Below are 20963 nucleotides of genomic sequence, written 5' to 3' on the forward strand. Positions count from 1 at the left end.
TGATTGAGGTGATTGGATGAGTTTAGGCCCAATGGGGATGAACACTGGTTTTGATATCAATAGCGTCGTAAGGACGATTGTTGATGCTGAGCGTGTACCAAAACAGCAAAGCATTGATAATAAGCGCTATGATAATGAAGCCAGTATTAGTGCCTATGGCAGGCTCAGGGAATCACTGGATACCATGCGAAATCTCATGGCGAATTTTCGTCAAGAGAAAGCGTTTGCTGTGCGCAAAGTTGACACTTCTGATGACCAGATTGTTTCTGCAACCGCTTCAACCGATGCGATTGCTGGGAGATACTCAGTCGATGTGTTGCAGCTTGCTCAAAGCCATAAAATTGCGTCAGAGGTTATACCGAGTGACACAAGATTTGGTGAGGGTAAGCTGCAAATTTCTCTGGGTAAGAGACAATTCACGGTTGATGTCGCCAATAATTCTCGGCTGACAGATGTGATACGAGAGATTAATGGCCATAAAAATAATCCCGGTGTGCGAGCATCAATCATCAATGATGTTGAAGGACCTCGGCTGATCATTGCTTCTAATTTATCGGGCGAAAAACAGCAAATATCAATTCAAGCGCAAGCTGAGTCAGGTAACCCATTAAAACGCTTAGAGTATAAAACCTTAGAACAAAGGGTTAAAGATTTAGAAAAAGCACGAGCTGAAGCGCAACAAATCATTGCCCCTCTGACAGCGGAGCAACAAGAAGTCGCGGCCCAAGTCGCTGAAAAAATTGGTGCGGCTGCACGTGAAGTGGATAAAGAGCTCGCGGCCCAAGCTGAACAAGCGGTATCAACAACACAAGATCTTGATGATATCTCTGGCGAAGGGATCAAAGCTGCAGAAGAAGCCAATCGTTATTTAAGACCTGAAGAGCGCATTCCCGGTTGGACAGAAACTGCCTCAGGTACCTTGCTTGACTCTTACTCTGAACCTCAACCGGAACTCGATGAAAATGGCTTAGCAAAGGCCGCCGATATTCCTGGTTGGAGTAATACCGCGTCAGGCACGTTGCTTGATTCTTATGTGACCCCCAAAGAAGCCCAAGCTAAAATTGATGCCAAACTTGCCCAAGAGCAAGCTGCAATACAAGAAGCGATAAAAAGCGGCAATATGACTCCGGAGGAGGCAAAAGCCGCTGAAAGAGCAAAATTATCTCCTGAAGAGCTCGCGGTGCTTGAAAAAATGGAACAAGTTCAAGCTCAATTAAAAGCGGCGCAGCACTCTTTTGATGAATATCAAGGGATGATCCAAGTTCAAGCGGGGCAAGATTCGTTGGTCTTGCTGGATGGTATTGCGACATTATCCAGTGAAAATAACATCATTGAAAACGCTATCGATGGCGTTAATCTTACTCTTAAAGGTCGACATGACGCCAATCAACGGCCTGCAGAAATTGGCATTGAGTACGACAGAGATAGTGTTCGTCAAGATATTGAGCAGTTCGTTGCGGCTTACAATCAATTTTACCAAATTAGTAAAGAATTATCGGGTGTCGATCCAAGGACGGGCCGTGCTGGACCACTCGCTGGAGATAGTATTGTTCGTAGTGCCGATACGCGATTGAAATCAGTCTTTTCATCGCCGATTGAGCAAGGGCCTGAGCAGCTAAAAAGCCTGACGGAATTAGGTATTACTACCACTCGCCAAGGGAACTTAGAAATTAACTATGCTATGCTCAACCGTCAGCTAAATAATAATTTTAATCAACTGGGTGATTTTTTTGGTGGCAATCAAGGCTTTGCTCGACGAGTCGAAGAAGCCATTCAAGGATTGACTGGGGCAACGGGATCGATCCGCACTCGCGAGAACAGCATCACCGAACAAAATCGTCGCTTGGTCAATGATCAAGACGCCTTGGATCGTCGTATGGACGGTTTAGAGAAGCGAACTCACGCTAAATTTTCGGCTATGCAGGATGCAACGGGTAAGATGCAGTCTCAACTTGCTGGTATGATGAATGCTCTGGGTTAGTGATATGCAGACTGAGCTACAAGCGTTATTTGATATTAATCAACAAATAAAAGAAAAGTTAACTATTGACGACATTAACACTGAAGAAATTCATCGCTTGGTCGATAATAGGGAACAACGGTTAGCGGTATTGCTGAGTTATATCGTAGACAATCCGCAGTTTGCGCAATCACCAGAATGGCAGAGCGCGATCGAAGAGACACAACATCTTGTTGAACTGATGCAGTCTAAAACCCTGTCTATCGGTAAATCATTGCGACAATATCGATACGGTAATAAATCGCTTCAACAATACAAAAAGTTTTTATAAAGAGGAAGACTATGCGTGGTTCTTTACAAGCGTACAAAAAAGTATCAGTGGATAGCCAGCTCAGTGCGGCCTCACCGCATAAAATCGTCCAGATGCTGATGGCCGGTGCCATAGAACGTTTGATCCAAGGTAAAGCGGCAATGCAGCAAGGTAATATCCCTGTTAAAGGTGAGCGTTTAGGCAAAGCACTGGACATTATTATTAGTCTGCGTGGCTGCTTATCGATGGACGATGGCGGGGATATTGCAAAAAACCTTGATCAATTGTATGAATTTATGATCACGCAAATCACCACCGCTAACCATAAAAACGAGCCTCGACCATTAGACGATGTGATAGATATTCTGCGTGAAATCAAGTCTGCATGGGATCAAATCCCTACTGAGTACCATAATTTGACCGCGACTGATGTAGGGATATAAGTTTTATCTTAAACTTTTAACCAATATCACATCAGCTAAATGCTTGGTTGCCTTATTTTTTTAATTAAATAGAATAGAAGCCACTAACTAGCCGAGTGGCTTTTTTTGTTGCTGAATTTCACACGTTGTCTATTGTTTACTGAATTTGACGTACAATTTTAGTCAGAATGAGTAAATAATTGGTAATGGTGTAACCACAACGTCCCTAAATTAAGGCAAATATTCTCACCTATGCAAGGTTTAGCACAACTACTTGTCATTGAAGACGATCCTGCAATTCGTCAAAGTTTTCGTACTATATTGGAATTTGTCGGGGAGCAATGTGAGGTCATAGATTCTTCTCAAGCTGACCGTATCGATTGGTCTGCGCCTTGGTCTGGGTGTATTTTGGGCTCGATTACTACGCCTTTGCTATCTGATGAGCTTACGCAGGCGTTGAGTCAAGCTAACCATATACCGTTATTGGTAGCTAACCAACACCATTTTTCTGTTGAATATTTCCCTCAATTTGTTGGTGAATTGGAGTTTCCCCTTAACTATCCACAACTCAGTGACGCATTGCGTCATTGTAAAGAGTTTTTAGGACGTAAAGGGATAGCGCTGTCAACGCCTTCGCGAAATAACGCTTTATTTCGTAGCTTAGTCGGACAGAGTCTTGGTATTCAAGATGTGCGTCATTTGATTGAGCAAGTGGCGAATACAGAAGCAAATGTATTGATTTTAGGTGAATCTGGTACTGGTAAAGAGGTGGTAGCGCGCAACATTCATTATCACTCTTCACGTCGTAAAGGCCCTTTTGTACCGATTAACTGCGGAGCGATCCCCGCTGAATTACTAGAGAGTGAACTGTTTGGTCATGAAAAGGGATCGTTTACTGGGGCGATCACCTCACGTAAAGGGCGCTTTGAACTCGCTGAAGGCGGAACCTTATTTCTCGATGAAATTGGTGATATGCCAACCAATATGCAGGTTAAGTTACTGCGAGTGTTACAGGAACGCTGTTTTGAGCGAGTCGGTGGAAATACAACCATCAAAGCGGATGTGAGGATTATTGCCGCCACTCATCGAGACTTAGATAGCATGATCACTGAGCAGCGATTTCGAGAAGATCTTTACTATCGTTTAAACGTTTTTCCTATTGAGATGCCAGCATTAAAGGATCGTAAAGAAGATATTCCTTTATTGCTGCAAGAGTTGATGACCCGTATGGAGGCAGAAGGCGGAGCGCCGATTTGCTTTACTCCTCGGGCGATCAATTCATTAATGGAGCATGATTGGCCGGGTAACGTTCGTGAATTAGCGAATTTAGTTGAACGTATGGTGATTCTGTACCCCAATAATTTGGTCGATGTGAATCATTTACCGACCAAATATCGTTATAGTGATATACCTGAGTTTCAGCCTGAACCATGTCGGTTTAGTTCCGTGGAAGAGCAAGAGCGTGATGTGTTAGAAGATATTTTTTCAGAAAACTTCACGTTCGAATCTCATGATGATCTTAATGGTCATTTTGACGCAGCAAAGTCATTACCGCCAGAAGGGGTGAATTTAAAAGAGCTGCTCGCCGATCTTGAAGTGAGTCTAATTAATCAAGCGCTTGATGCTCACAGTGGCATTGTTGCTCGTGCTGCGGACATGCTAGGTATGCGTCGTACGACATTGGTCGAGAAAATGCGTAAGTATAATATGCAACGCTAAAGCGACTTTCTGGCGTGGTCAATATATTGACTGTCGTTAACGCATTGAAATTATTGAATAATAGTCTGGCTTGCATTTTGCATTTCAGACTATTGTTGTATATTAAGGCAAATTTTCGACGATGAATGATCCCGTACACAAACAACAGTCGCACTTAGACTCATTGGAAGATCAAGTTGAGCGTTATAAACAAGTGCTCGATGTAATGCCTGCTGGCGTGATATTACTGGATACTCAAGGGATCGTTCGTGAAGCGAATCCTGAAGCGCAACGGCTATTGCAAGTTCCGTTAGTCGGTGAAAAATGGTACAGCGTGATTCAAGTCGCTTTCGCACCTCGTGAGGATGATGGACATGAAATCTCATTACGTAATGGCCGAAAAGTTCGCTTAGCCATTTCTGCTTCAACAACGGGCCAACTTATCCTAATAACCGATTTAACCGAAACTCGTCTCTTACAATCACGGATCGGTGATTTACAGCGCTTATCGTCTTTGGGGCGGATGGTGGCATCGTTAGCCCATCAAGTTCGAACGCCATTATCGAGCGCGATGCTCTATGCTTCTAACTTAGCCGCGGCGAATTTACCGACTGCAACCCGTGAACGATTTCAATCTAAATTGGTTGATCGATTACACGACCTAGAAAAGCAAGTGAACGATATGTTGCTGTTTGCTAAGGGCGGCGATAACCGAGTCATCCAGCCTTTTTCTGTGGCTGAATTGGTGGCAGAGTTCTCACCTATGATTGAAACGGCATTAAAAAACAATCAAATCGATTATGATTTACAGGTTGAGCAAGACGATACCGTATTATTAGGGAATGCTAACGCATTGGCTTCGGCGCTCAGTAATTTAGTGATGAATGCTATTCAGATCATTGGTAAAGGGGCGCAAATTGATGTTTTCTTTCGTGCCGTCAACGGTGAATTAAAAATATCCGTTCAAGACAACGGTCCCGGTATCGCACCAGAGCTGCATCATAAAATAATGGAGCCTTTTTTTACGACGCGTTCACAAGGAACAGGGCTTGGGCTGGCGGTAGTCCAAATGGTCTGTCGTGCCCATGATGGGCGATTAGAGTTATTGTCGCAGCCTGGTGAAGGAGCCTGTTTTACTCTGTGCCTTCCCATCGAACGTCAATCGCCCTCACCTCAATCAGATAACGGAGAATGATCATGGCGCAAAGTAAAGTCTTAATCGTTGAAGATGATGAAGGGCTCCGTGAAGCCTTAGTGGATACACTGGCCTTAGCCGGATATGAGTGGTTAGAAGCTGACAGCGCTGAAGATGCACTTATCAAACTTAAAACGCATCCAGTCGATATCGTCGTCTCTGACGTACAGATGGCCGGAATGGGCGGGTTAGCGCTACTTCGCAATATTAAACAGCATTGGCCAAATGTTCCGGTGCTATTAATGACCGCTTATGCCAATATCGAAGATGCCGTGGCGGCGATGAAAGAGGGGGCCATCGACTATATGGCGAAGCCTTTTGCGCCCGAAGTACTGCTTAATATGATCAGCCGTTATGCACCAGTAAAATCCGATGATGACGGTGATGCGGTGGTGGCGGATGAGAAAAGCTTGAAGCTGTTAGCGCTAGCGGAAAAAGTGGCGAGAACCGACGCCAACGTGATGGTTCTTGGCCCAAGTGGTTCTGGTAAAGAGATTATGTCCCGTTATATTCATAACGCTTCACCACGTAAAGATGGACCATTTATTGCCATTAATTGTGCTGCTATCCCAGACAACATGTTAGAAGCGACACTCTTTGGTTATGAAAAGGGAGCTTTTACGGGGGCGGTGCAAGCCTGCCCAGGTAAATTCGAACAAGCTCAAGGTGGCACTATCTTATTGGATGAAATCAGTGAGATGGATTTGAATCTACAGGCTAAATTACTTAGGGTCCTCCAAGAGCGAGAGGTTGAGCGGCTGGGCAGTCGGAAAAGTATTCAACTCGATGTACGAGTTCTTGCGACCAGCAACCGAGATTTAAAAGCTTACGTTAAAGAAAACAAATTTCGCGAAGATTTATACTATCGATTGAATGTGTTTCCGATCACATGGCCTGCATTGTGTGAGCGAAAAGGAGATATTGCGCCATTAGCGACACACCTCGTGGAGCGCCATTGCAAAAAACTCGGTTTACCGGTTCCCAGCATTTCTCCCGCAGCCATGGAAAAGCTTCATCAATACACATGGCCTGGTAATGTCCGTGAGCTTGATAATGTGATTCAGCGTGCGTTAATTTTAAGTGAACAGGCGGACATTACTCAGCAACATATACTACTTGAGGGACTTGATTGGCAAGATGCATCAGGTTTACAGCAGTTGGTTGAACAAGAAGAAGTCTCGTGCCCCCAGATTAAGCCTGTTGCGCAAAGTTCGCCGATCAACCACACTCCAGCGAGTCCCGTCGGATTAGGCGATGAGCTACGTGATCAAGAGTTTACCATTATTATGGAGACGTTAGTTGAGTGTCACGGTCGACGTAAAGAGATGGCCGAAAAATTAGGCATTAGTCCGCGAACGTTACGTTATAAATTAGCGAAAATGCGTGATGCAGGGATCGATATTCCAGGTTGATTTGACGTGGCATATTAATTGCTCATTTACTCAATATGAATGAGAGAGTCAAAGAATTGGCATTTAGAGGTGGTTATGAGATTAGATGGCTTAAACAGTGAGATGCAAGCAATGATGGCGGAAGCAGCGAATGCTCGTCCGGCGGCAACTGGACAAAAAGTTGGCGCTGATTTTAGCCAAATGCTGACTCAAGCCATCAATACTGTTAATGGATTACAGCAGTCATCGAGTAACCTACAGACACGCTTTGATCGCGGAGATGAAGGTATCTCTTTGTCTGATGTGATGATTGCTCGTAATAAATCGAGTGTGGCGTTTGAAGCGACTATTCAGGTACGTAATAAGCTCGTTGATGCGTACAAAGAGCTGATGAACATGCCAGTATAACCATAGGATGTAAACTGTGGCCGAAGATAAACAAACAACCGATCTGGCAATATCTTCTGGTGGAGAGCAGGCGCTTTCTACCTCGATGAGCTTAGATGATGGCTTACAAAATCCCGATTTAGAAGAAAAAAGTACTTCTAAGCTTGATTTTGCCATGGGCGATTTAGATCTCTTGCGACAAATTGTACTTGTCCTATCTATCTCTATTTGCGTCTCATTAATCGTGATGTTGTTTTTCTGGGTCAAAGAGCCGGAAATGCGTCCGCTGGGTGCTTTTGAAACCGAAGAGTTGATCCCCGTTTTGGATTATCTCGATCAGCAAAAACAGAACTATCGATTAGACGGCAATACGATTTTAGTACCCAGTAAAGATTTCAATAGTATTCGACTCAATATGGTTCGTTCTGGGTTGCATCAAACTCGTCATGCTGGGGATGATATTTTATTACAAGATATGGGCTTTGGCGTATCTCAGCGTCTTGAACAAGAAAGACTAAAACTCAGTCGCGAGCGGCAATTAGCTAAAGCGATTGAAGAGATGCGTCAAGTCAACCGCGCTCGAGTCTTGCTTGCCTTACCACAACAAAGCGTCTTTGTGCGCCATAACCAAGAAGCTTCTGCCTCGGTATCATTAACCTTACGTACAGGAATGAACTTGAAGCAAGAAGAGGTTGATTCTATCGTTGATATGGTTGCCAGTGCGGTACCCGGTATGCGTCCGACTCGAGTGACGGTCACTGACCAACACGGACGCTTACTCAGCTCAGGTTCACAAGATCCAATCGCCACGGCTCGTCGCAAAGAGCAAGAGCTTGAGCGCCGTCAAGAAGAAAATTTACGCAATAAAATTGATTCAGTCTTGATCCCAATTTTAGGCTTAGGCAATTACACGGCCCAAGTTGATATTGAATTGGACTTCAGTGCGATTGAGCAAACCCGTAAAGTTTTTGACCCAAATACTCCAGCTACGCGCAGCGAATATACCTTAGAAGACTATAATAACGGTAATGTTGTGGCCGGAATTCCTGGCGCATTGAGCAATCAACCCCCCGCCGATGCTTCTATCCCACAAGATATCGCCCAAATGAAAGATGGCTCTATTTTGGGGCGAGGCTCTGTTCATCGTGAAGCGACACGCAACTTTGAACTCGACACCACGATCAGCCATGAGCGGCGTCAAACAGGGGTGATTAATCGTCAGACGGTGGCGGTGGCAATTAAAAATCGCGCTGTAGTTAATCCTGAAACAGGACAGGTGACTTATCAAGCATTAAGCGAGAGTGAAATCAATGCAATTCGTACCTTATTGATAGGTACGGTTGGGTTTAATGAAAATCGTGGTGATTTACTTAAAGTACTCAGTATGCAGTTTGCTGAACCAGAAACTGATCCATTGATTGATATTCCTATTTGGGAAAACCCACACTTTAACGATTGGGTACGTTGGTTAGCCAGTGCGCTAGTGATCATTGTGATTGTTCTGGTCTTGGTGCGCCCCGCGATGAAGAAGCTGCTTAATCCAGCGGTTGATGATGACGATCAATTATATGGACCTGATGGTTTACCGATAGGAGCTGATGGTGAAACCAGCTTAATTGGCAGCGATATTGAAGGGGGCGATCTCTTCGAGTTTGGCTCAGGAATAGATTTACCTAACCTACATAAGGATGAGGATGTGCTCAAAGCGGTACGTGCTCTCGTGGCTAACGAGCCTGAACTTGCGGCTCAAGTAGTGAAGAATTGGATGCAAAATGCCTAACGATATAGTCAAAAAAGACGGTGCTGAAGAAGGGATTGATATTTCAACGATTCCTGGTGAAGAGCGCGCGGCCATTTTATTACTGAGCCTCAATGAAGATGATGCGGCTGGGATTATTCGTCACTTAGAACCCAAGCAAGTGCAGCGAGTGGGCAGTGCGATGGCAAAAGCAAAAGATCTCAGTCAAGATAAAGTCAGTGCCGTCCATCGTGCATTTTTGGAAGATATTCAAAAATATACCAACATTGGTATGGGCAGTGAAGACTTTATGCGTAATGCACTTATTGCCGCATTAGGTGAGGATAAAGCGAATAACTTGGTCGACCAAATTCTCCTAGGGACCGGTTCGAAAGGGTTAGATTCGCTGAAATGGATGGATCCTAGACAAGTGGCGACGATCATTGTTAATGAACACCCACAAATTCAAACCATTGTTCTCTCCTACCTTGAGCCGGACCAATCAGCAGAAATTCTCGCGCAATTTTCTGAGCGAGATAGGCTTCAATTATTAATGCGTATCGCTAATCTTGAGGAAGTTCAACCATCAGCACTGGCTGAGTTGAACGAGATCATGGAGAAACAGTTTGCGGGTCAAGCCGGCGCGCAAGCGGCGAAAATTGGTGGCTTGAAAGCGGCTGCTGATATTATGAACTATCTAGATAATAGCATTGAAAGCATCGCTATGGAGCAGATGCGTGAGCAAGATGAAGATCTCGCTACCCAGATTGAAGACCTGATGTTCGTGTTTGAAAACTTGGTCGAAGTGGATGACCAAGGTATCCAAAAATTACTTCGAGATGTACCACAGGATGTGTTGTTGAAAGCGCTCAAAGGTGCCGATGAAGCGCTACGAGATAAAATCTTTAAGAACATGTCTAAGCGTGCCGCTGAACTGATGAAAGATGACTTGGAAGCGATGGCACCGATTAAAGTGTCGGATGTTGAATCGGCTCAAAAAGAAATCTTGGCGATTGCTCGTAAGATGGCAGACAGTGGCGAGTTGATGTTGTCTGGTGGTGCAGACGAATTCTTGTAATCGAGGTACGGTGGTTTGCTACCTTGTGCCCTCGATGTCTTTCTTAATGAACTAGCGGCCTTTTTAGTTCGCGATAGGATGTTTCATGACTGGACAAAGAAAACGGGGTTTTATCCGTTTAGGCTCGGATGAGAATGTTGAGCCACCCAAAAAATGGGGATTACCAGATTATGGCGCAGAGCTGGGTAAGAAAGCCAAAGAAACGGCAATGAATTATGATCCCGCTTGGATGCCAAGTTTTGATGATCCTGAACCTGAGCTACCACAAACCTTAACGGATGAAGAAATTGAGTTAATCAAACGTTCCGCTTATCAAGAAGGCATCGAGCAGGGCAAAGCAGAAGGGTACCAACAAGGATTTGAACTGGGTAAACAAGGCGGTTTTGAGGTTGGCCACCAAGAAGGATTACAAACGGGTAAAACAGAAGGGCTTGAAGCGGGGCAACAAGCCATTCAAGAGCAGGTGAATGTTTTGATTACATTGGCCGATCAATTTGCTCAACCATTACAATTAATGAATGCACAAGTTGAAAAGCAGCTTGTGGATATGGTTCTGACTTTAGTCAAAGAAGTGGTGCATGTGGAAGTTCAAACCAATCCACAAGTGATTTTAGATACGGTGAAAGAGTCAGTCGAAGCACTCCCTGTGACTGGACATGCCATTCATTTAAAACTCCATCCTGAAGATTATGAATTGGTTAAAAATGCTTATGGTGAAGCGGAGTTAAATTCACGTCAATGGACACTCAGTAGTGAGCCAGCCTTAAATCGTGGTGATGTACAAATCGAAGCCGGTGAGTCGAGTGTCAGTTACCGTATGGAAGAGCGCATTCGTAGCGTATTACAACGCTTTTGTGGCACAAATCGCCACCAAGTAGGACAAGAGTAATGTTGTCACTGGCCGAACGATTAGCACAGTACAAAACACAAGGCTTAACAACCAGACCTGTCGCGTCAGGCAGGCTGGTACGCGTCGTTGGACTGACGTTAGAAGCGACGGGGTGCCGAGCACCAATTGGTAGTTTATGTAAAGTCGATACTATGTCTGGTGAAATGGAAGCGGAAGTGGTTGGGTTTTCTGGTGACAGTCTGTTTCTGATGCCCAGTGAGCAAGTCAACGGTATCTTGCCGGGAGCCAAAGTAACCCCACTGACCGAAGAGGCTGGATTAGCGGTAGGGATGGAGCTGCTGGGTCGAGTGATTGATGGTGTCGGTAATCCTTTGGATGGACTTGGACCGATTTACACCGATCAACAGGCCACGTTTAATGCTCAACCGATAAACCCCTTATTGCGTAAGCCGATCACCGAACCGTTAGACGTTGGAATTAAAGCCATTAATGGGTTACTGACGGTTGGTAAAGGCCAACGTATCGGTCTTTTTGCAGGCTCAGGTGTCGGTAAATCGGTTACCTTGGGGATGATGACTCGTGGCACGACTGCACAAGTGGTCGTGGTGGGACTAATTGGTGAGCGTGGCCGAGAAGTAAAAGAGTTTATCGAAGAAATACTTGGCGTGGATGGCCGTCAACGCGCGGTTGTGGTCGCAGCGCCCGCAGATTCCTCGCCTCTGATGCGCTTAAAAGGTTGCCAAACAGCATTGGCTATCGCGGAATATTTTCGCGATCAAGGGCTCGATGTACTTTTATTGATGGACTCATTAACTCGTTTTGCTCAAGCACAACGGGAGATCGCACTATCGGTGGGAGAGCCGCCAGCGACTAAAGGTTATCCACCTTCGGTGTTTGCTAAATTACCCGCATTGGTTGAACGAGCGGGCAATGGCGGTCCGAACCAAGGCTCGATCACCGCCTTTTTTACGGTGTTGACCGAAGGGGATGATTTACAAGATCCGATAGCTGATGCGTCGCGCGCCATTCTGGACGGCCATATTGTTCTCTCAAGAGAAATGGCAGACGCCGGTCATTATCCCGCGATTGATGTTGAAAAATCCGTCAGTCGGGTAATGCCACAAATCACCACAGATGAGCACATGCTGATGTCTCGAGCGGTACGACAAATCTTATCGATTTGTCGTAAAAACCAAGACTTAGTCTCAATTGGCGCCTATAAACCTGGCACCGATAAAGCGATTGATAGTGCATTTACTCTCAAACCAAGGTTGGATCAGTACCTTCAACAAGAAATGAAAGAGTCGGTACCTTATGAGATGTGCGTTGGTATGTTAAAAAATGTCTTGAGCATGGAGTAGTCTTGCTATGGACAATGCGTTGGAATTTTTATTAGACCAAGCCAAAGAGAAAGAAAGCCAAGCAATAATGGTATTGAGTAAGGCTCGTAATGAGCTTGAAGGTTACTATCAACAATTAAAGCAAATTGAGCAGTATCGACTTGAATATTGCCAACAGCTTGTCGAGCGGGGTCAAGCGGGATTGTCCGCCAGTCAATATGGTCATTTAAACCGATTTCTTACTCAGCTTGATGAAACCCTAGCTAAACAACGTGGCGCAGAAAATCATTTTAAGCAGCAAGTTGAGAATAGTCAGCAACATTGGTTACATATTCGGCAGCAACGTCGTTCATACGAATGGTTAATTGACAAAAAACGCACGGAGCAACGGCGCATTCAAGAGCGAAGAGAACAAAAGCAAATGGATGAATTTTCGACGCTCAATTTTAATCGTCAACGGAATATTCCTAAGTAATTATCCCGTTCAGATTGTTCTTTGCCTGACCGCGATACTGGTGCTTGGTGCTTCTAAACGTTATCCGTTCCAATACTTTATCCATTCCAATAAATAGATCTCATTGTGGCGTAGTTTTTGCATTTATTTAGGCACAGAATCCGATCATCTCATGCTACACACGATAACTATCGCGCGTGGCTTTATGATTCAGTATCAATGCGAGCGATGTGCCTATGAATATTAATTCAACTTCTTCTGTCGATAACACTTCTATTGCCAATCTGGCAAAAGGCTCCGTTGGGCAAAGTGGTCAAGATTCAGCAAGCGCTGAGCCAAGCAGTTTTCTCGATAAGTTAACCGCACTGCTGTTTAGCGCCAAAAGTGATACTCAAACGGCTAAGCACAATCACAATGAGGCTTCGATAGCGACGGTGGTATCGGGTGATGAAACTAGCTCTGAACTTTCAGCATCAGAACCCTCTGATGAACGACAGACTTTCGCCGAGTCTGATTCTGAGCACACGGCTTCATTTGACGCTGCTGTCGATGTTGGCCTCACACGTGCAATCGCTGAACCTCAATCTGAACCGCTCCTGGAGAATAAAAGCACGCAAGTGATGAATGAAGGCGATGACTTGCTGGTACGTTTACAGCAGGCTAATCAGGTGCTCACTGGGCATAACGGCAAGCCTTTGCCTCATAGTCTCTCCGCTAAGCATGACGATGCTGAGATAGCAGTACCGGTTGTTGCTGAGCAATACTCGCACTCAGATGACTGGACATCACCAATACAAACTCAGGTGATGTATGGCGCGAGCACTTTAGACAATAGCACTCGTCATCAATATGGCGATGATGGTGAGAATGAGCGGAACAACACAGTCGTATCTCATCGGGTCACTGAACTTGAGACTGATCTCGCGTCAATGGTTGCTCATCCAGAATTGACGGAGCGAGACGCTATCAGTAATACAGCGTTAACGACCGATATTCATCTTCCAATCGATAGTCAACCCACTTTATTAACCGATGAACTTGATATCGATCCGAGCTTGGTTACTCAAGCCACCCATTTCTCGGCGAACCCACATAGTCAATCTTCTTCTGGATCAATTGATGGAGATCTCTCTAAAGTTGAAGGTCATATAGAGCTTCAAGATGGGCAACGTACCAAAAAAGCGGTTGCGGTCGGGGTCTCTGCGGCATTGGCGACACAGTCCGCCGCTGCTTCTCCTGTTGGAGCATCTCAAACAATAGCTGCTCCTGTTAGTACAGCGATGAGCAACGCTACTTCACTGGATGCTGAGATGAGTAGTACAACGGCCGTTAATCGAGCGGCTGGTCAAGCGATGGCTCAGCCAGATTTAGTAAATACTCAAGCGGCTAACGCCGCCTTAGCGAGTTCAATGTTGCTTGCCGGAGCAGCAGGAAAAACGCGTTCGGCGAGTGATAGCGATGATACCTCATTAGCTCAACAAATAGCGGCAACCGCGACCCAGTCTGGGGTAAGTAGTTCGACACCATTGCGTCATGAAGCGACGCCGATTCAAGCTCAACCACTGCCTTTGATGCTCAATAAAGGATTGGTTGCGGATGAGATGGCTGAGCGGATCCAAATGATGATGTCGAAGAATTTAAAAAATATTGATATCAGGTTGGATCCGCCAGAGTTAGGCCGATTGCATATTCGTATGAATATGCACGCTGATGGAGCTAGTATTCAATTTACGGTAACCAATGCTCAAGCACGAGATGCTTTAGAGGGCGCGATGCCTCGTTTAAGGGAAATGTTAGCCCAACAAGGTGTACAATTGGCGGATACATCAGTGCAACAGCAGAGCTCGGGTCAGCAACAAGGTTATGCTGCTGAGCGAGGCCAGTCTGGTCATTTAAGTGACGATGATACGCTATTAGGCGATGAAAACATTGATGCTAACGTCAAACTTGATTTGAATGTGACAACAAAGCGTGATGGAATCAGTTATTACGCTTAAACTAATAAAAATAAACAAAACCACGTAGAGGATGTTATGGCTGCTGATGAAAATTCACAAGATGCACCGAAGAGTAAAAAGAAACTGCTGATCATTATCATTGCGGCGGCGGTTTTGCTGTTAGGTGGCGGCGGTGCAGCGTTCTTTTTAATGGGATCTGGCAGTGATCAGCAAAGTGCCGATACAGCGAATCGCCGAGCGGCACCTAGCGTTGCTCCAGTTTCTTACGTTAACATTGCTCAGCCGTTTGTGTTTAATGTCAGTGGTGATACTCGGGGACGTATGGTCCAAGTTAAAGTCCAACTGATGGTTCGTGGGACCAATAACGAAAACCTAGCTCGTTTTCACTCTCCGTTAGTAGAAAGTACCTTATTGGCGACGTTTGCTTCAGCGACGGTTGAACAACTGCGTACTCCATCGGGGCGGGTTGAATTACGAGATAAAGCCACCGAAGATATTAAAGCCGCCATGACACAAGTGGTGGGAGAACCCGTTATTGAACGTGTTTTATTTACCGATTTTGTAATGCAGTAGGTGAGTCCGTGACCGATTTACTAAGCCAAGACGAAATTGATGCGCTCCTTCATGGCGTTGATGGAGTGGATGACGAAGAAGAAGAGTTAGATTCGTCGACTGCCTCTTCATTTGATTTTTCGTCACAAGATCGTATCGTTCGTGGACGAATGCCGACGCTTGAGCTGATTAATGAACGCTTTGCACGGCATATGAGGATTAGTCTGTTTAATATGCTGCGTAAAACCGCCGAAGTTTCGATTAACGGCGTACAGATGATGAAGTTTGGTGAATACCAAAATACACTATACGTTCCGACCAGTCTTAACATGGTGCGTTTTCGTCCATTAAAGGGGACAGCGCTGGTGACAATGGAAGCGCGACTGGTATTTATTCTGGTTGAAAACTTTTTTGGTGGTGATGGCCGCTATCATGCGCGAATTGAAGGTCGAGAATTTACACCAACCGAACGACGAGTTATCCAATTATTGTTGAAAATCGTTTTTGCCGATTATAAAGAAGCATGGTCACCAGTAATGGGGGTCGAGTTTGAATATTTAGACTCGGAAGTGAATCCGAGTATGGCGAACATCGTCAGTCCAACCGAGGTAATCGTTGTCTGTTCATTCCATATTGAAGTGGATGGTGGAGGCGGTGATTTCCATATGGTCATGCCTTATTCGATGGTTGAACCGATTCGAGAATTGCTCGATGCAGGGGTTCAATCGGATAAAATGGAAACCGATGTTCGCTGGAGCTCAGCACTACGCGACGAAATTATGGACGTGCCGATTAATTTTCGAGTCAATTTATTAGAGCAAGACATCGCACTGCGAGATCTAATGGATTTGCAGGTTGGCGATATTATCCCGATAAAAATGCCAGAACATGCCATTATGTTTGTCGAAGAGCTACCCACTTATCGCGTTAAAATGGGACGCTCAGGTGACAAACTCGCGGTGCAAATTTCGCAAAAAATCAAACGTCCTGAAGCAATGAAAACCGATTTGGCCTTTTTAGGTAAAGATATCATTGCTGAATTAGAAAATGACGAATTAGCCGATGAAGAACAATCTTAAGCGTAAGAATAGGTAGCAAAGATGTCAAAATCAGATGATCAAAAATTGGCAGATGAATGGGCGGCAGCATTGGGCGAAGATCCGAATGCTCCTGATGTTGATGTCGATGAAATATTAGCAGCCCCATTGGATGAATTAAAAGATACTTCACCGCCGATCACTGAAGATGAGCGGCGTAAGTTAGATACTATCATGGATATTCCTGTGACCATTTCGATGGAAGTGGGCCGATCTAAAATTAGTATTCGTAACTTGTTGCAATTAAACCAAGGTTCAGTCGTGGAATTGGATAGAATTGCCGGAGAATCACTTGATGTTATGGTCAATGGAACCTTAATTGCTCATGGTGAAGTCGTTGTCGTCAATGATAAGTTCGGTATCCGTCTCACGGATGTTATTAGTCAAACAGAACGGATTAAGAAGCTGAGATAGCGGATGAAAAAAATCTTAGGGCTAGCCTTGCTCAGTTGCCCAGCTTTTGCCGCTCCCAGCAGTTCGTTGGATATAGCGACCACCTTAGGGTCGCTTTTATTCGTCCTGGGTTTTATTCTGTTTCTAGCTTGGTTACTTAAACGGATGAAAGTCCCGGTTTTTGGTCAGCAAAAAGGATTTCAGATCATTCGCCAGCTTCCGGTTGGGACCAAAGAACGAATCATGATAGTCCAAGCAGGGGAGGAGCAGTTTTTGATTGGGGTGACCAGTCATTCGATCCAATTGATTGCTAAATTAGACTCACCATTAACTCAGGAGGCGCAAGATCCAACGCCTTTTGCTCATCAATTGACGCAGCTGCTAAAAAAACATGACAAATAATCGCCAATATCACCGACTCAGCCATTTACTCTGTAAAGCAATGATGCTGCTCAGTTTACTTATTTGGGCGTTTTCCTCCCCACTTTATGCTCAGCAAGAGCTTGCTACGACCATTCCTCCCACTGCTGCTGGTGCGCAAGGTGTTACCGTATCAGCAATGGAGAGGGAACAAGCGGGCTCAAGGAGTTTAGCCTTATCCAGCCGTAGTGGCGGCGGTGGGATTCCCGCATTCACGATGACCACGAATGCGGATGGTGGTGAAGATTATTCGATTAATCTACAAATTCTCGCTTTAATGACCATGCTGGGTTTTTTACCAGCCATGGTTATTTTAATGACGTCATTTACGCGCATTGTTGTCGTGATGTCGATTTTGCGTCAGGCGATGGGCTTGCAGCAAACGCCCTCGAATCAGGTCATTATTGGTATTGCGATTTTTTTAACGTTTTTCATTATGTCGCCAGTGCTCAATCAGATCAATGAACAAGCCGTACAGCCTTATCTTAATGAGCAGATCAGCGCTCGGCAGGCATTCGACTTAGCTCAAGACCCCATGAAATCTTTTATGCTTAAACAAACGCGACTCAAAGATTTAGAGACGTTTGTTAACATTGCCGGTTCGAATGCGCAAAATCCGGAAGACGTATCAATGGCGATTCTTATTCCTGCGTTTATTACTTCTGAATTGAAAACGGCATTCCAAATCGGTTTTATGCTCTTTTTGCCTTTTCTTATTATTGATTTAGTGGTGGCTTCGGTATTAATGGCGATGGGTATGATGATGTTGTCCCCGATGATCGTTTCTTTACCCTTTAAGCTGATGTTGTTTGTTTTGGTGGATGGCTGGAACTTAATTTTATCGACCTTGGCGGGCAGTTTTGCTTTATAGCGGGAGAGACAAATGACACCAGAGCTGTTTGTTGAGTTATTTCGTGAAGCATTATGGTTAGTGTTGATCATGGTTTGCGCGATCATTGTACCTAGCCTAATGATTGGTTTAGTTGTGGCGGTGTTTCAAGCCGCAACCTCAATCAACGAACAGACACTAAGCTTTTTACCACGTCTGATTGTGACTTTATTAGCATTAATGATGTTTGCCCATTGGATGACTCAAATGCTGATGGAGTTTTTCTTCGCCATGATTGAGCGCTTGCCACAAGTTTTATTTTAGGAGCTGCGATGGAATACCCAGCCAGTGTAGTCCTAGATTTTATTGCACACTACTTTTGGCCTTTTACACGTATTTCAGCCATGTTGATGGTGATGACCGTCACTGGCGCGCGGTTTGTGTCGCCGCGTATTCGCCTGTATCTTGGTTTAGCGATCACACTCGCCGTAATGCCAGCTGTGCCAGCGATTGCCGATGATTTGCAACTCCTTTCGTTTCAAGGTTTTTTAACCACACTAGAACAAATCATTATTGGCGTGGCGATGGGGATGGTGACTCAGTTTTTAATTCAAACCTTTGTTATCCTTGGTCAAATACTCGGTATGCAAGCCAGTTTGGGGTTTGCTTCTATGGTTGATCCTGCTAATGGACAGAATACGCCGCTGTTAGGCCAATTGTTTATGTTTTTAGCAACGATGTTTTTTTTGGCGACGGATGGCCATTTAACCATGATTCAGTTGGTGGTGCTGAGCTTCACCAGTTTACCGATTGGCGCAGGATCGCTGACTAATGTCGATTATTATGAGCTCTCCCAATGGTTAGGGATTATGTTTAAAGTGGCGTTGAGTATGTCACTGTCTGGGATCATTGCGTTATTAACCGTTAACCTTTCCTTTGGGGTAATGACTCGGGCTGCACCACAATTGAATATCTTTTCGCTAGGTTTTGCCTTTGCTCTTTTGGTCGGCTTACTGATTTGTGGTTATATTGTCAGTGGTCTATTTGCGCACTATGATCTGTTTTGGGCAGAGGGTGAGCAGCAACTGTGTCGTTTGATCCGCCTGAACTGTTAGGAGAAACCCGTGGCAGAGTCTGATGGACAAGAAAGAACCGAAGAGGCGACCCCCAGGCGCTTGCAACAAGCCAAAGAAAAAGGGCAGGTTGCAAGGTCGAAAGAGTTGGCGTCGGTATCGGTATTAATCATTGGTTCGGTAGCCCTAATGTGGTTTGGCGAAATGTTAGCCAGTCGCTTGTATACCACGATGGGACGGTTTTTTTCTCTGAGCCGTGAAGAGATTTTCGACAGTAGCAAACTGTTCGATATTATTGCTGGTACGCTGACCCATTTAATTTTCCCACTACTACTGATCCTCATTACCTTATTTGTGGCTGCGCTGATCGGGGCTGCCGGTGTTGGCGGGGTCAGTTTTTCTGCTGAGGCGGCAAGACCTAAGTTATCAAAGATCAGTCCGTTGAGCGGCTTTAAACGCATGTTTGGTATGCAGAGTTTAGTTGAGCTGTTTAAGTCGATACTCAAAGTACTCTTAGTGGCTGGGGTGGCTTTCTATCTGATTGACGCTTCGAAAAATGATCTTTTTCAACTCAGTATGGATGTGTATCCACAAAATATTTTCCATGCTTTAGAAATTCTACTCAATTTTATTTTGCTGATCAGCTGTTCACTGCTGGTGGTCGTCGCGATTGATGTGCCTTTTCAGATTTGGCAACACGCTGAAAAACTGAAAATGACCAAGCAAGAGATTAAAGACGAATACAAAGATACGGAAGGTAAGCCTGAAGTTAAAGGTCGGATTCGGATGTTGCAGCGTGAAGCGGCACAACGCAGGATGATGGCCGATGTCCCTCAAGCGGACGTCATTATCACCAACCCCGATCACTTTTCAGTGGCGCTACGTTATAAGCAAGGAACGGATAAAGCCCCCATTGTGGTTGCCAAAGGCGGTGATTTTCTGGCCCTTAAAATCCGTGAAATTGCCCGTGAGCACGAGATTATGATTGTTGCCGCTCCTCCGCTAGCGCGGGCACTGTACTACACCACAGAGCTAGAGCAGGAAATTCCAGATGGTTTATTTGTGGCCGTCGCCCAGGTATTGGCTTATGTGTTCCAAATTAAGCAATATCGCCGCAAAGGGGGTCAGCGCCCAGTGTTGAAAACGCAAGAGCTGCCAATACCACCGGACATGCGCTACTAGCGCAGACTCACTATCGTTGAGCCGTATTATTGCCAGTGGTTCTGTGTTATTCCAGACCAATACCGTATTACTTATCGGGAATCGATAATAAGATCAACAGAGCCCCATTGCCACCAAACTCTAATGGCGCTTGATGAAAAGCGAGGACATCAGGATGTTGAGCCAACCACAATGGCACTTTCTGTTTAAGAATATGTTTACCAATACCATGTTGTACGCAAGCACAGTGAACTTTTTCTTTTAGGCAATAAGCAATCATTGCACCGAGTTCTCGTTTGGCTTCCTGTTGAGTCATACCATGCATATCGAGAAACACCTCAGGCGAATACACACCGCGGCGCAGTTTTTTAACTTCATACTTAGAGATATCACTCCGAGCATAACGGGTTGGCCCTTCTTCACTAAGTAGCGGCACAAATTCATCGGAAAAATAAAAATGGGTATCACTGGCTTCTCGTGAGTGACGGCGAATTTCTTTTTGCTTGGGATTTCTGTTTGGCGATTGGGTTATGGTATCCTGAGATAACTTTTTTACGCCTTTTACTGCCTCGTGAAACAGAGCAAAATCATCATTCGCATCGAGATCATGACAGTGACTGATGTCGGTGTTTTTTTTGTTCATGAAAGTTAAATTAT

General features: G+C 45.0%; 22 protein-coding genes. 21 read left to right on the plus strand and 1 reads right to left on the minus strand.

Going from position 1 to position 20963, the window contains the following annotated elements; all coding sequences use genetic code 11:
- The first annotated feature begins 16 nt into the window (after positions 1 to 16).
- The 21 genes from fliD to flhB all read left to right on the plus strand — a co-directional run bounded on the left by fliD (position 17) and on the right by flhB (position 20327).
- Positions 17 to 1981 (plus strand): flagellar filament capping protein FliD, encoded by a 1965-nt coding sequence (gene fliD / locus FKN88_RS10020; RefSeq protein WP_040904134.1) that lies wholly within the window; start codon positions 17 to 19, stop codon positions 1979 to 1981.
- Between the two features lie 4 nt (positions 1982 to 1985).
- On the plus strand, positions 1986 to 2291 hold the full coding sequence (locus tag FKN88_RS10025; RefSeq protein WP_040904736.1) for a flagellar protein FliT: 306 nt from the start codon (positions 1986 to 1988) through the stop codon (positions 2289 to 2291).
- Between the two features lie 11 nt (positions 2292 to 2302).
- Positions 2303 to 2713 carry a flagellar export chaperone FliS gene (gene fliS / locus FKN88_RS10030; RefSeq protein WP_154170429.1) on the plus strand — a complete coding sequence of 137 codons (411 nt, stop codon included), beginning with the start codon at positions 2303 to 2305 and terminating at the stop codon, positions 2711 to 2713.
- Positions 2714 to 2944: 231 nt separating this feature from the next.
- Entirely contained in the window at positions 2945 to 4411 is a 1467-nt protein-coding gene (locus tag FKN88_RS10035; protein WP_004394756.1) for a sigma-54 dependent transcriptional regulator, read from the plus strand.
- A 121-nt stretch (positions 4412 to 4532) separates the two neighbouring features.
- Complete coding sequence (locus FKN88_RS10040; protein ID WP_154170431.1) at positions 4533 to 5585, plus strand: PAS domain-containing sensor histidine kinase; 1053 nt, start codon at positions 4533 to 4535, stop codon at positions 5583 to 5585.
- 2 nt (positions 5586 to 5587) lie between these two features.
- Positions 5588 to 6997, plus strand: coding sequence for a sigma-54 dependent transcriptional regulator (locus FKN88_RS10045; protein WP_004394758.1), 1410 nt, complete (start codon positions 5588 to 5590; stop codon positions 6995 to 6997).
- A gap of 75 nt (positions 6998 to 7072) precedes the next feature.
- Positions 7073 to 7384 carry a flagellar hook-basal body complex protein FliE gene (gene fliE, locus FKN88_RS10050; protein ID WP_040904136.1) on the plus strand — a complete coding sequence of 104 codons (312 nt, stop codon included), beginning with the start codon at positions 7073 to 7075 and terminating at the stop codon, positions 7382 to 7384.
- Between the two features lie 16 nt (positions 7385 to 7400).
- On the plus strand, positions 7401 to 9143 hold the full coding sequence (gene fliF / locus FKN88_RS10055) for a flagellar basal-body MS-ring/collar protein FliF (protein WP_158138771.1): 1743 nt from the start codon (positions 7401 to 7403) through the stop codon (positions 9141 to 9143).
- Entirely contained in the window at positions 9136 to 10179 is a 1044-nt protein-coding gene (gene fliG / locus FKN88_RS10060; protein WP_115152658.1) for a flagellar motor switch protein FliG, read from the plus strand. Before fliF ends, fliG begins: the two co-directional genes overlap by 8 nt.
- An 85-nt stretch (positions 10180 to 10264) precedes the next feature.
- Positions 10265 to 11068, plus strand: a complete 804-nt coding sequence (fliH, locus tag FKN88_RS10065) for a flagellar assembly protein FliH (protein ID WP_154170433.1) — start codon at positions 10265 to 10267, stop codon at positions 11066 to 11068.
- Positions 11068 to 12390: a flagellar protein export ATPase FliI gene (gene fliI, locus FKN88_RS10070; protein ID WP_154170435.1), complete on the plus strand. Its 1323-nt coding sequence runs from the start codon at positions 11068 to 11070 to the stop codon at positions 12388 to 12390. Before fliH ends, fliI begins: the two co-directional genes overlap by 1 nt.
- A 7-nt stretch (positions 12391 to 12397) precedes the next feature.
- The gene (gene fliJ, locus FKN88_RS10075) at positions 12398 to 12844 is read left to right on the plus strand and encodes a flagellar export protein FliJ (protein WP_004394764.1); all 447 of its coding nucleotides are present in this window, start codon (positions 12398 to 12400) and stop codon (positions 12842 to 12844) included.
- Between the two features lie 215 nt (positions 12845 to 13059).
- Complete coding sequence (locus tag FKN88_RS10080) at positions 13060 to 14820, plus strand: flagellar hook-length control protein FliK (RefSeq protein ID WP_154170437.1); 1761 nt, start codon at positions 13060 to 13062, stop codon at positions 14818 to 14820.
- Between the two features lie 36 nt (positions 14821 to 14856).
- Positions 14857 to 15354, plus strand: a complete 498-nt coding sequence (gene fliL, locus FKN88_RS10085) for a flagellar basal body-associated protein FliL (RefSeq protein WP_154170439.1) — start codon at positions 14857 to 14859, stop codon at positions 15352 to 15354.
- An 8-nt stretch (positions 15355 to 15362) separates the two neighbouring features.
- Complete coding sequence (gene fliM, locus FKN88_RS10090; protein ID WP_040904139.1) at positions 15363 to 16412, plus strand: flagellar motor switch protein FliM; 1050 nt, start codon at positions 15363 to 15365, stop codon at positions 16410 to 16412.
- A 21-nt stretch (positions 16413 to 16433) separates the two neighbouring features.
- The gene (gene fliN / locus FKN88_RS10095; RefSeq protein ID WP_004394768.1) at positions 16434 to 16844 is read left to right on the plus strand and encodes a flagellar motor switch protein FliN; all 411 of its coding nucleotides are present in this window, start codon (positions 16434 to 16436) and stop codon (positions 16842 to 16844) included.
- Between the two features lie 3 nt (positions 16845 to 16847).
- Positions 16848 to 17225 (plus strand): flagellar biosynthetic protein FliO, encoded by a 378-nt coding sequence (gene fliO / locus FKN88_RS10100; RefSeq protein WP_040904140.1) that lies wholly within the window; start codon positions 16848 to 16850, stop codon positions 17223 to 17225.
- A 43-nt stretch (positions 17226 to 17268) separates the two neighbouring features.
- Positions 17269 to 18114 carry a flagellar type III secretion system pore protein FliP gene (gene fliP, locus FKN88_RS10105; protein ID WP_372447542.1) on the plus strand — a complete coding sequence of 282 codons (846 nt, stop codon included), beginning with the start codon at positions 17269 to 17271 and terminating at the stop codon, positions 18112 to 18114.
- 12 nt (positions 18115 to 18126) lie between these two features.
- Positions 18127 to 18396, plus strand: a complete 270-nt coding sequence (gene fliQ / locus FKN88_RS10110) for a flagellar biosynthesis protein FliQ (protein ID WP_154170443.1) — start codon at positions 18127 to 18129, stop codon at positions 18394 to 18396.
- 8 nt (positions 18397 to 18404) lie between these two features.
- Positions 18405 to 19187, plus strand: coding sequence for a flagellar biosynthetic protein FliR (gene fliR, locus FKN88_RS10115; protein ID WP_004394771.1), 783 nt, complete (start codon positions 18405 to 18407; stop codon positions 19185 to 19187).
- A gap of 9 nt (positions 19188 to 19196) precedes the next feature.
- Positions 19197 to 20327 (plus strand): flagellar biosynthesis protein FlhB, encoded by a 1131-nt coding sequence (gene flhB / locus FKN88_RS10120; protein ID WP_004394773.1) that lies wholly within the window; start codon positions 19197 to 19199, stop codon positions 20325 to 20327.
- A 67-nt stretch (positions 20328 to 20394) separates the two neighbouring features.
- Here flhB and smrB read toward each other — a convergent pair whose 3' ends face one another.
- The gene (gene smrB, locus FKN88_RS10125) at positions 20395 to 20949 is read right to left on the minus strand and encodes an endonuclease SmrB (RefSeq protein ID WP_004394774.1); all 555 of its coding nucleotides are present in this window, start codon (positions 20947 to 20949) and stop codon (positions 20395 to 20397) included.
- Positions 20950 to 20963: the final 14 nt, after the last annotated feature.

The sequence above is a fragment of the Vibrio sp. 2017_1457_13 genome, from assembly GCF_030851525.1.
GTDB lineage: Bacteria > Pseudomonadota > Gammaproteobacteria > Enterobacterales > Vibrionaceae > Vibrio > Vibrio metschnikovii.

Coding starts and splice junctions, on each gene's coding strand:
- fliD (WP_040904134.1), top strand. CDS start 17: ATGAGTTTAGGCCCAATGGGGATGAACACTGGTTTTGATATCAATAGC.
- FKN88_RS10025 (WP_040904736.1), top strand. CDS start 1,986: ATGCAGACTGAGCTACAAGCGTTATTTGATATTAATCAACAAATAAAA.
- fliS (WP_154170429.1), top strand. CDS start 2,303: ATGCGTGGTTCTTTACAAGCGTACAAAAAAGTATCAGTGGATAGCCAG.
- FKN88_RS10035 (WP_004394756.1), top strand. CDS start 2,945: ATGCAAGGTTTAGCACAACTACTTGTCATTGAAGACGATCCTGCAATT.
- FKN88_RS10040 (WP_154170431.1), top strand. CDS start 4,533: ATGAATGATCCCGTACACAAACAACAGTCGCACTTAGACTCATTGGAA.
- FKN88_RS10045 (WP_004394758.1), top strand. CDS start 5,588: ATGGCGCAAAGTAAAGTCTTAATCGTTGAAGATGATGAAGGGCTCCGT.
- fliE (WP_040904136.1), top strand. CDS start 7,073: ATGAGATTAGATGGCTTAAACAGTGAGATGCAAGCAATGATGGCGGAA.
- fliG (WP_115152658.1), top strand. CDS start 9,136: ATGCCTAACGATATAGTCAAAAAAGACGGTGCTGAAGAAGGGATTGAT.
- fliH (WP_154170433.1), top strand. CDS start 10,265: ATGACTGGACAAAGAAAACGGGGTTTTATCCGTTTAGGCTCGGATGAG.
- fliI (WP_154170435.1), top strand. CDS start 11,068: ATGTTGTCACTGGCCGAACGATTAGCACAGTACAAAACACAAGGCTTA.
- fliJ (WP_004394764.1), top strand. CDS start 12,398: ATGGACAATGCGTTGGAATTTTTATTAGACCAAGCCAAAGAGAAAGAA.
- FKN88_RS10080 (WP_154170437.1), top strand. CDS start 13,060: ATGAATATTAATTCAACTTCTTCTGTCGATAACACTTCTATTGCCAAT.
- fliL (WP_154170439.1), top strand. CDS start 14,857: ATGGCTGCTGATGAAAATTCACAAGATGCACCGAAGAGTAAAAAGAAA.
- fliN (WP_004394768.1), top strand. CDS start 16,434: ATGTCAAAATCAGATGATCAAAAATTGGCAGATGAATGGGCGGCAGCA.
- fliO (WP_040904140.1), top strand. CDS start 16,848: ATGAAAAAAATCTTAGGGCTAGCCTTGCTCAGTTGCCCAGCTTTTGCC.
- fliP (WP_372447542.1), top strand. CDS start 17,269: ATGCTGCTCAGTTTACTTATTTGGGCGTTTTCCTCCCCACTTTATGCT.
- fliQ (WP_154170443.1), top strand. CDS start 18,127: ATGACACCAGAGCTGTTTGTTGAGTTATTTCGTGAAGCATTATGGTTA.
- fliR (WP_004394771.1), top strand. CDS start 18,405: ATGGAATACCCAGCCAGTGTAGTCCTAGATTTTATTGCACACTACTTT.
- smrB (WP_004394774.1), bottom strand. CDS start 20,949: ATGAACAAAAAAAACACCGACATCAGTCACTGTCATGATCTCGATGCG.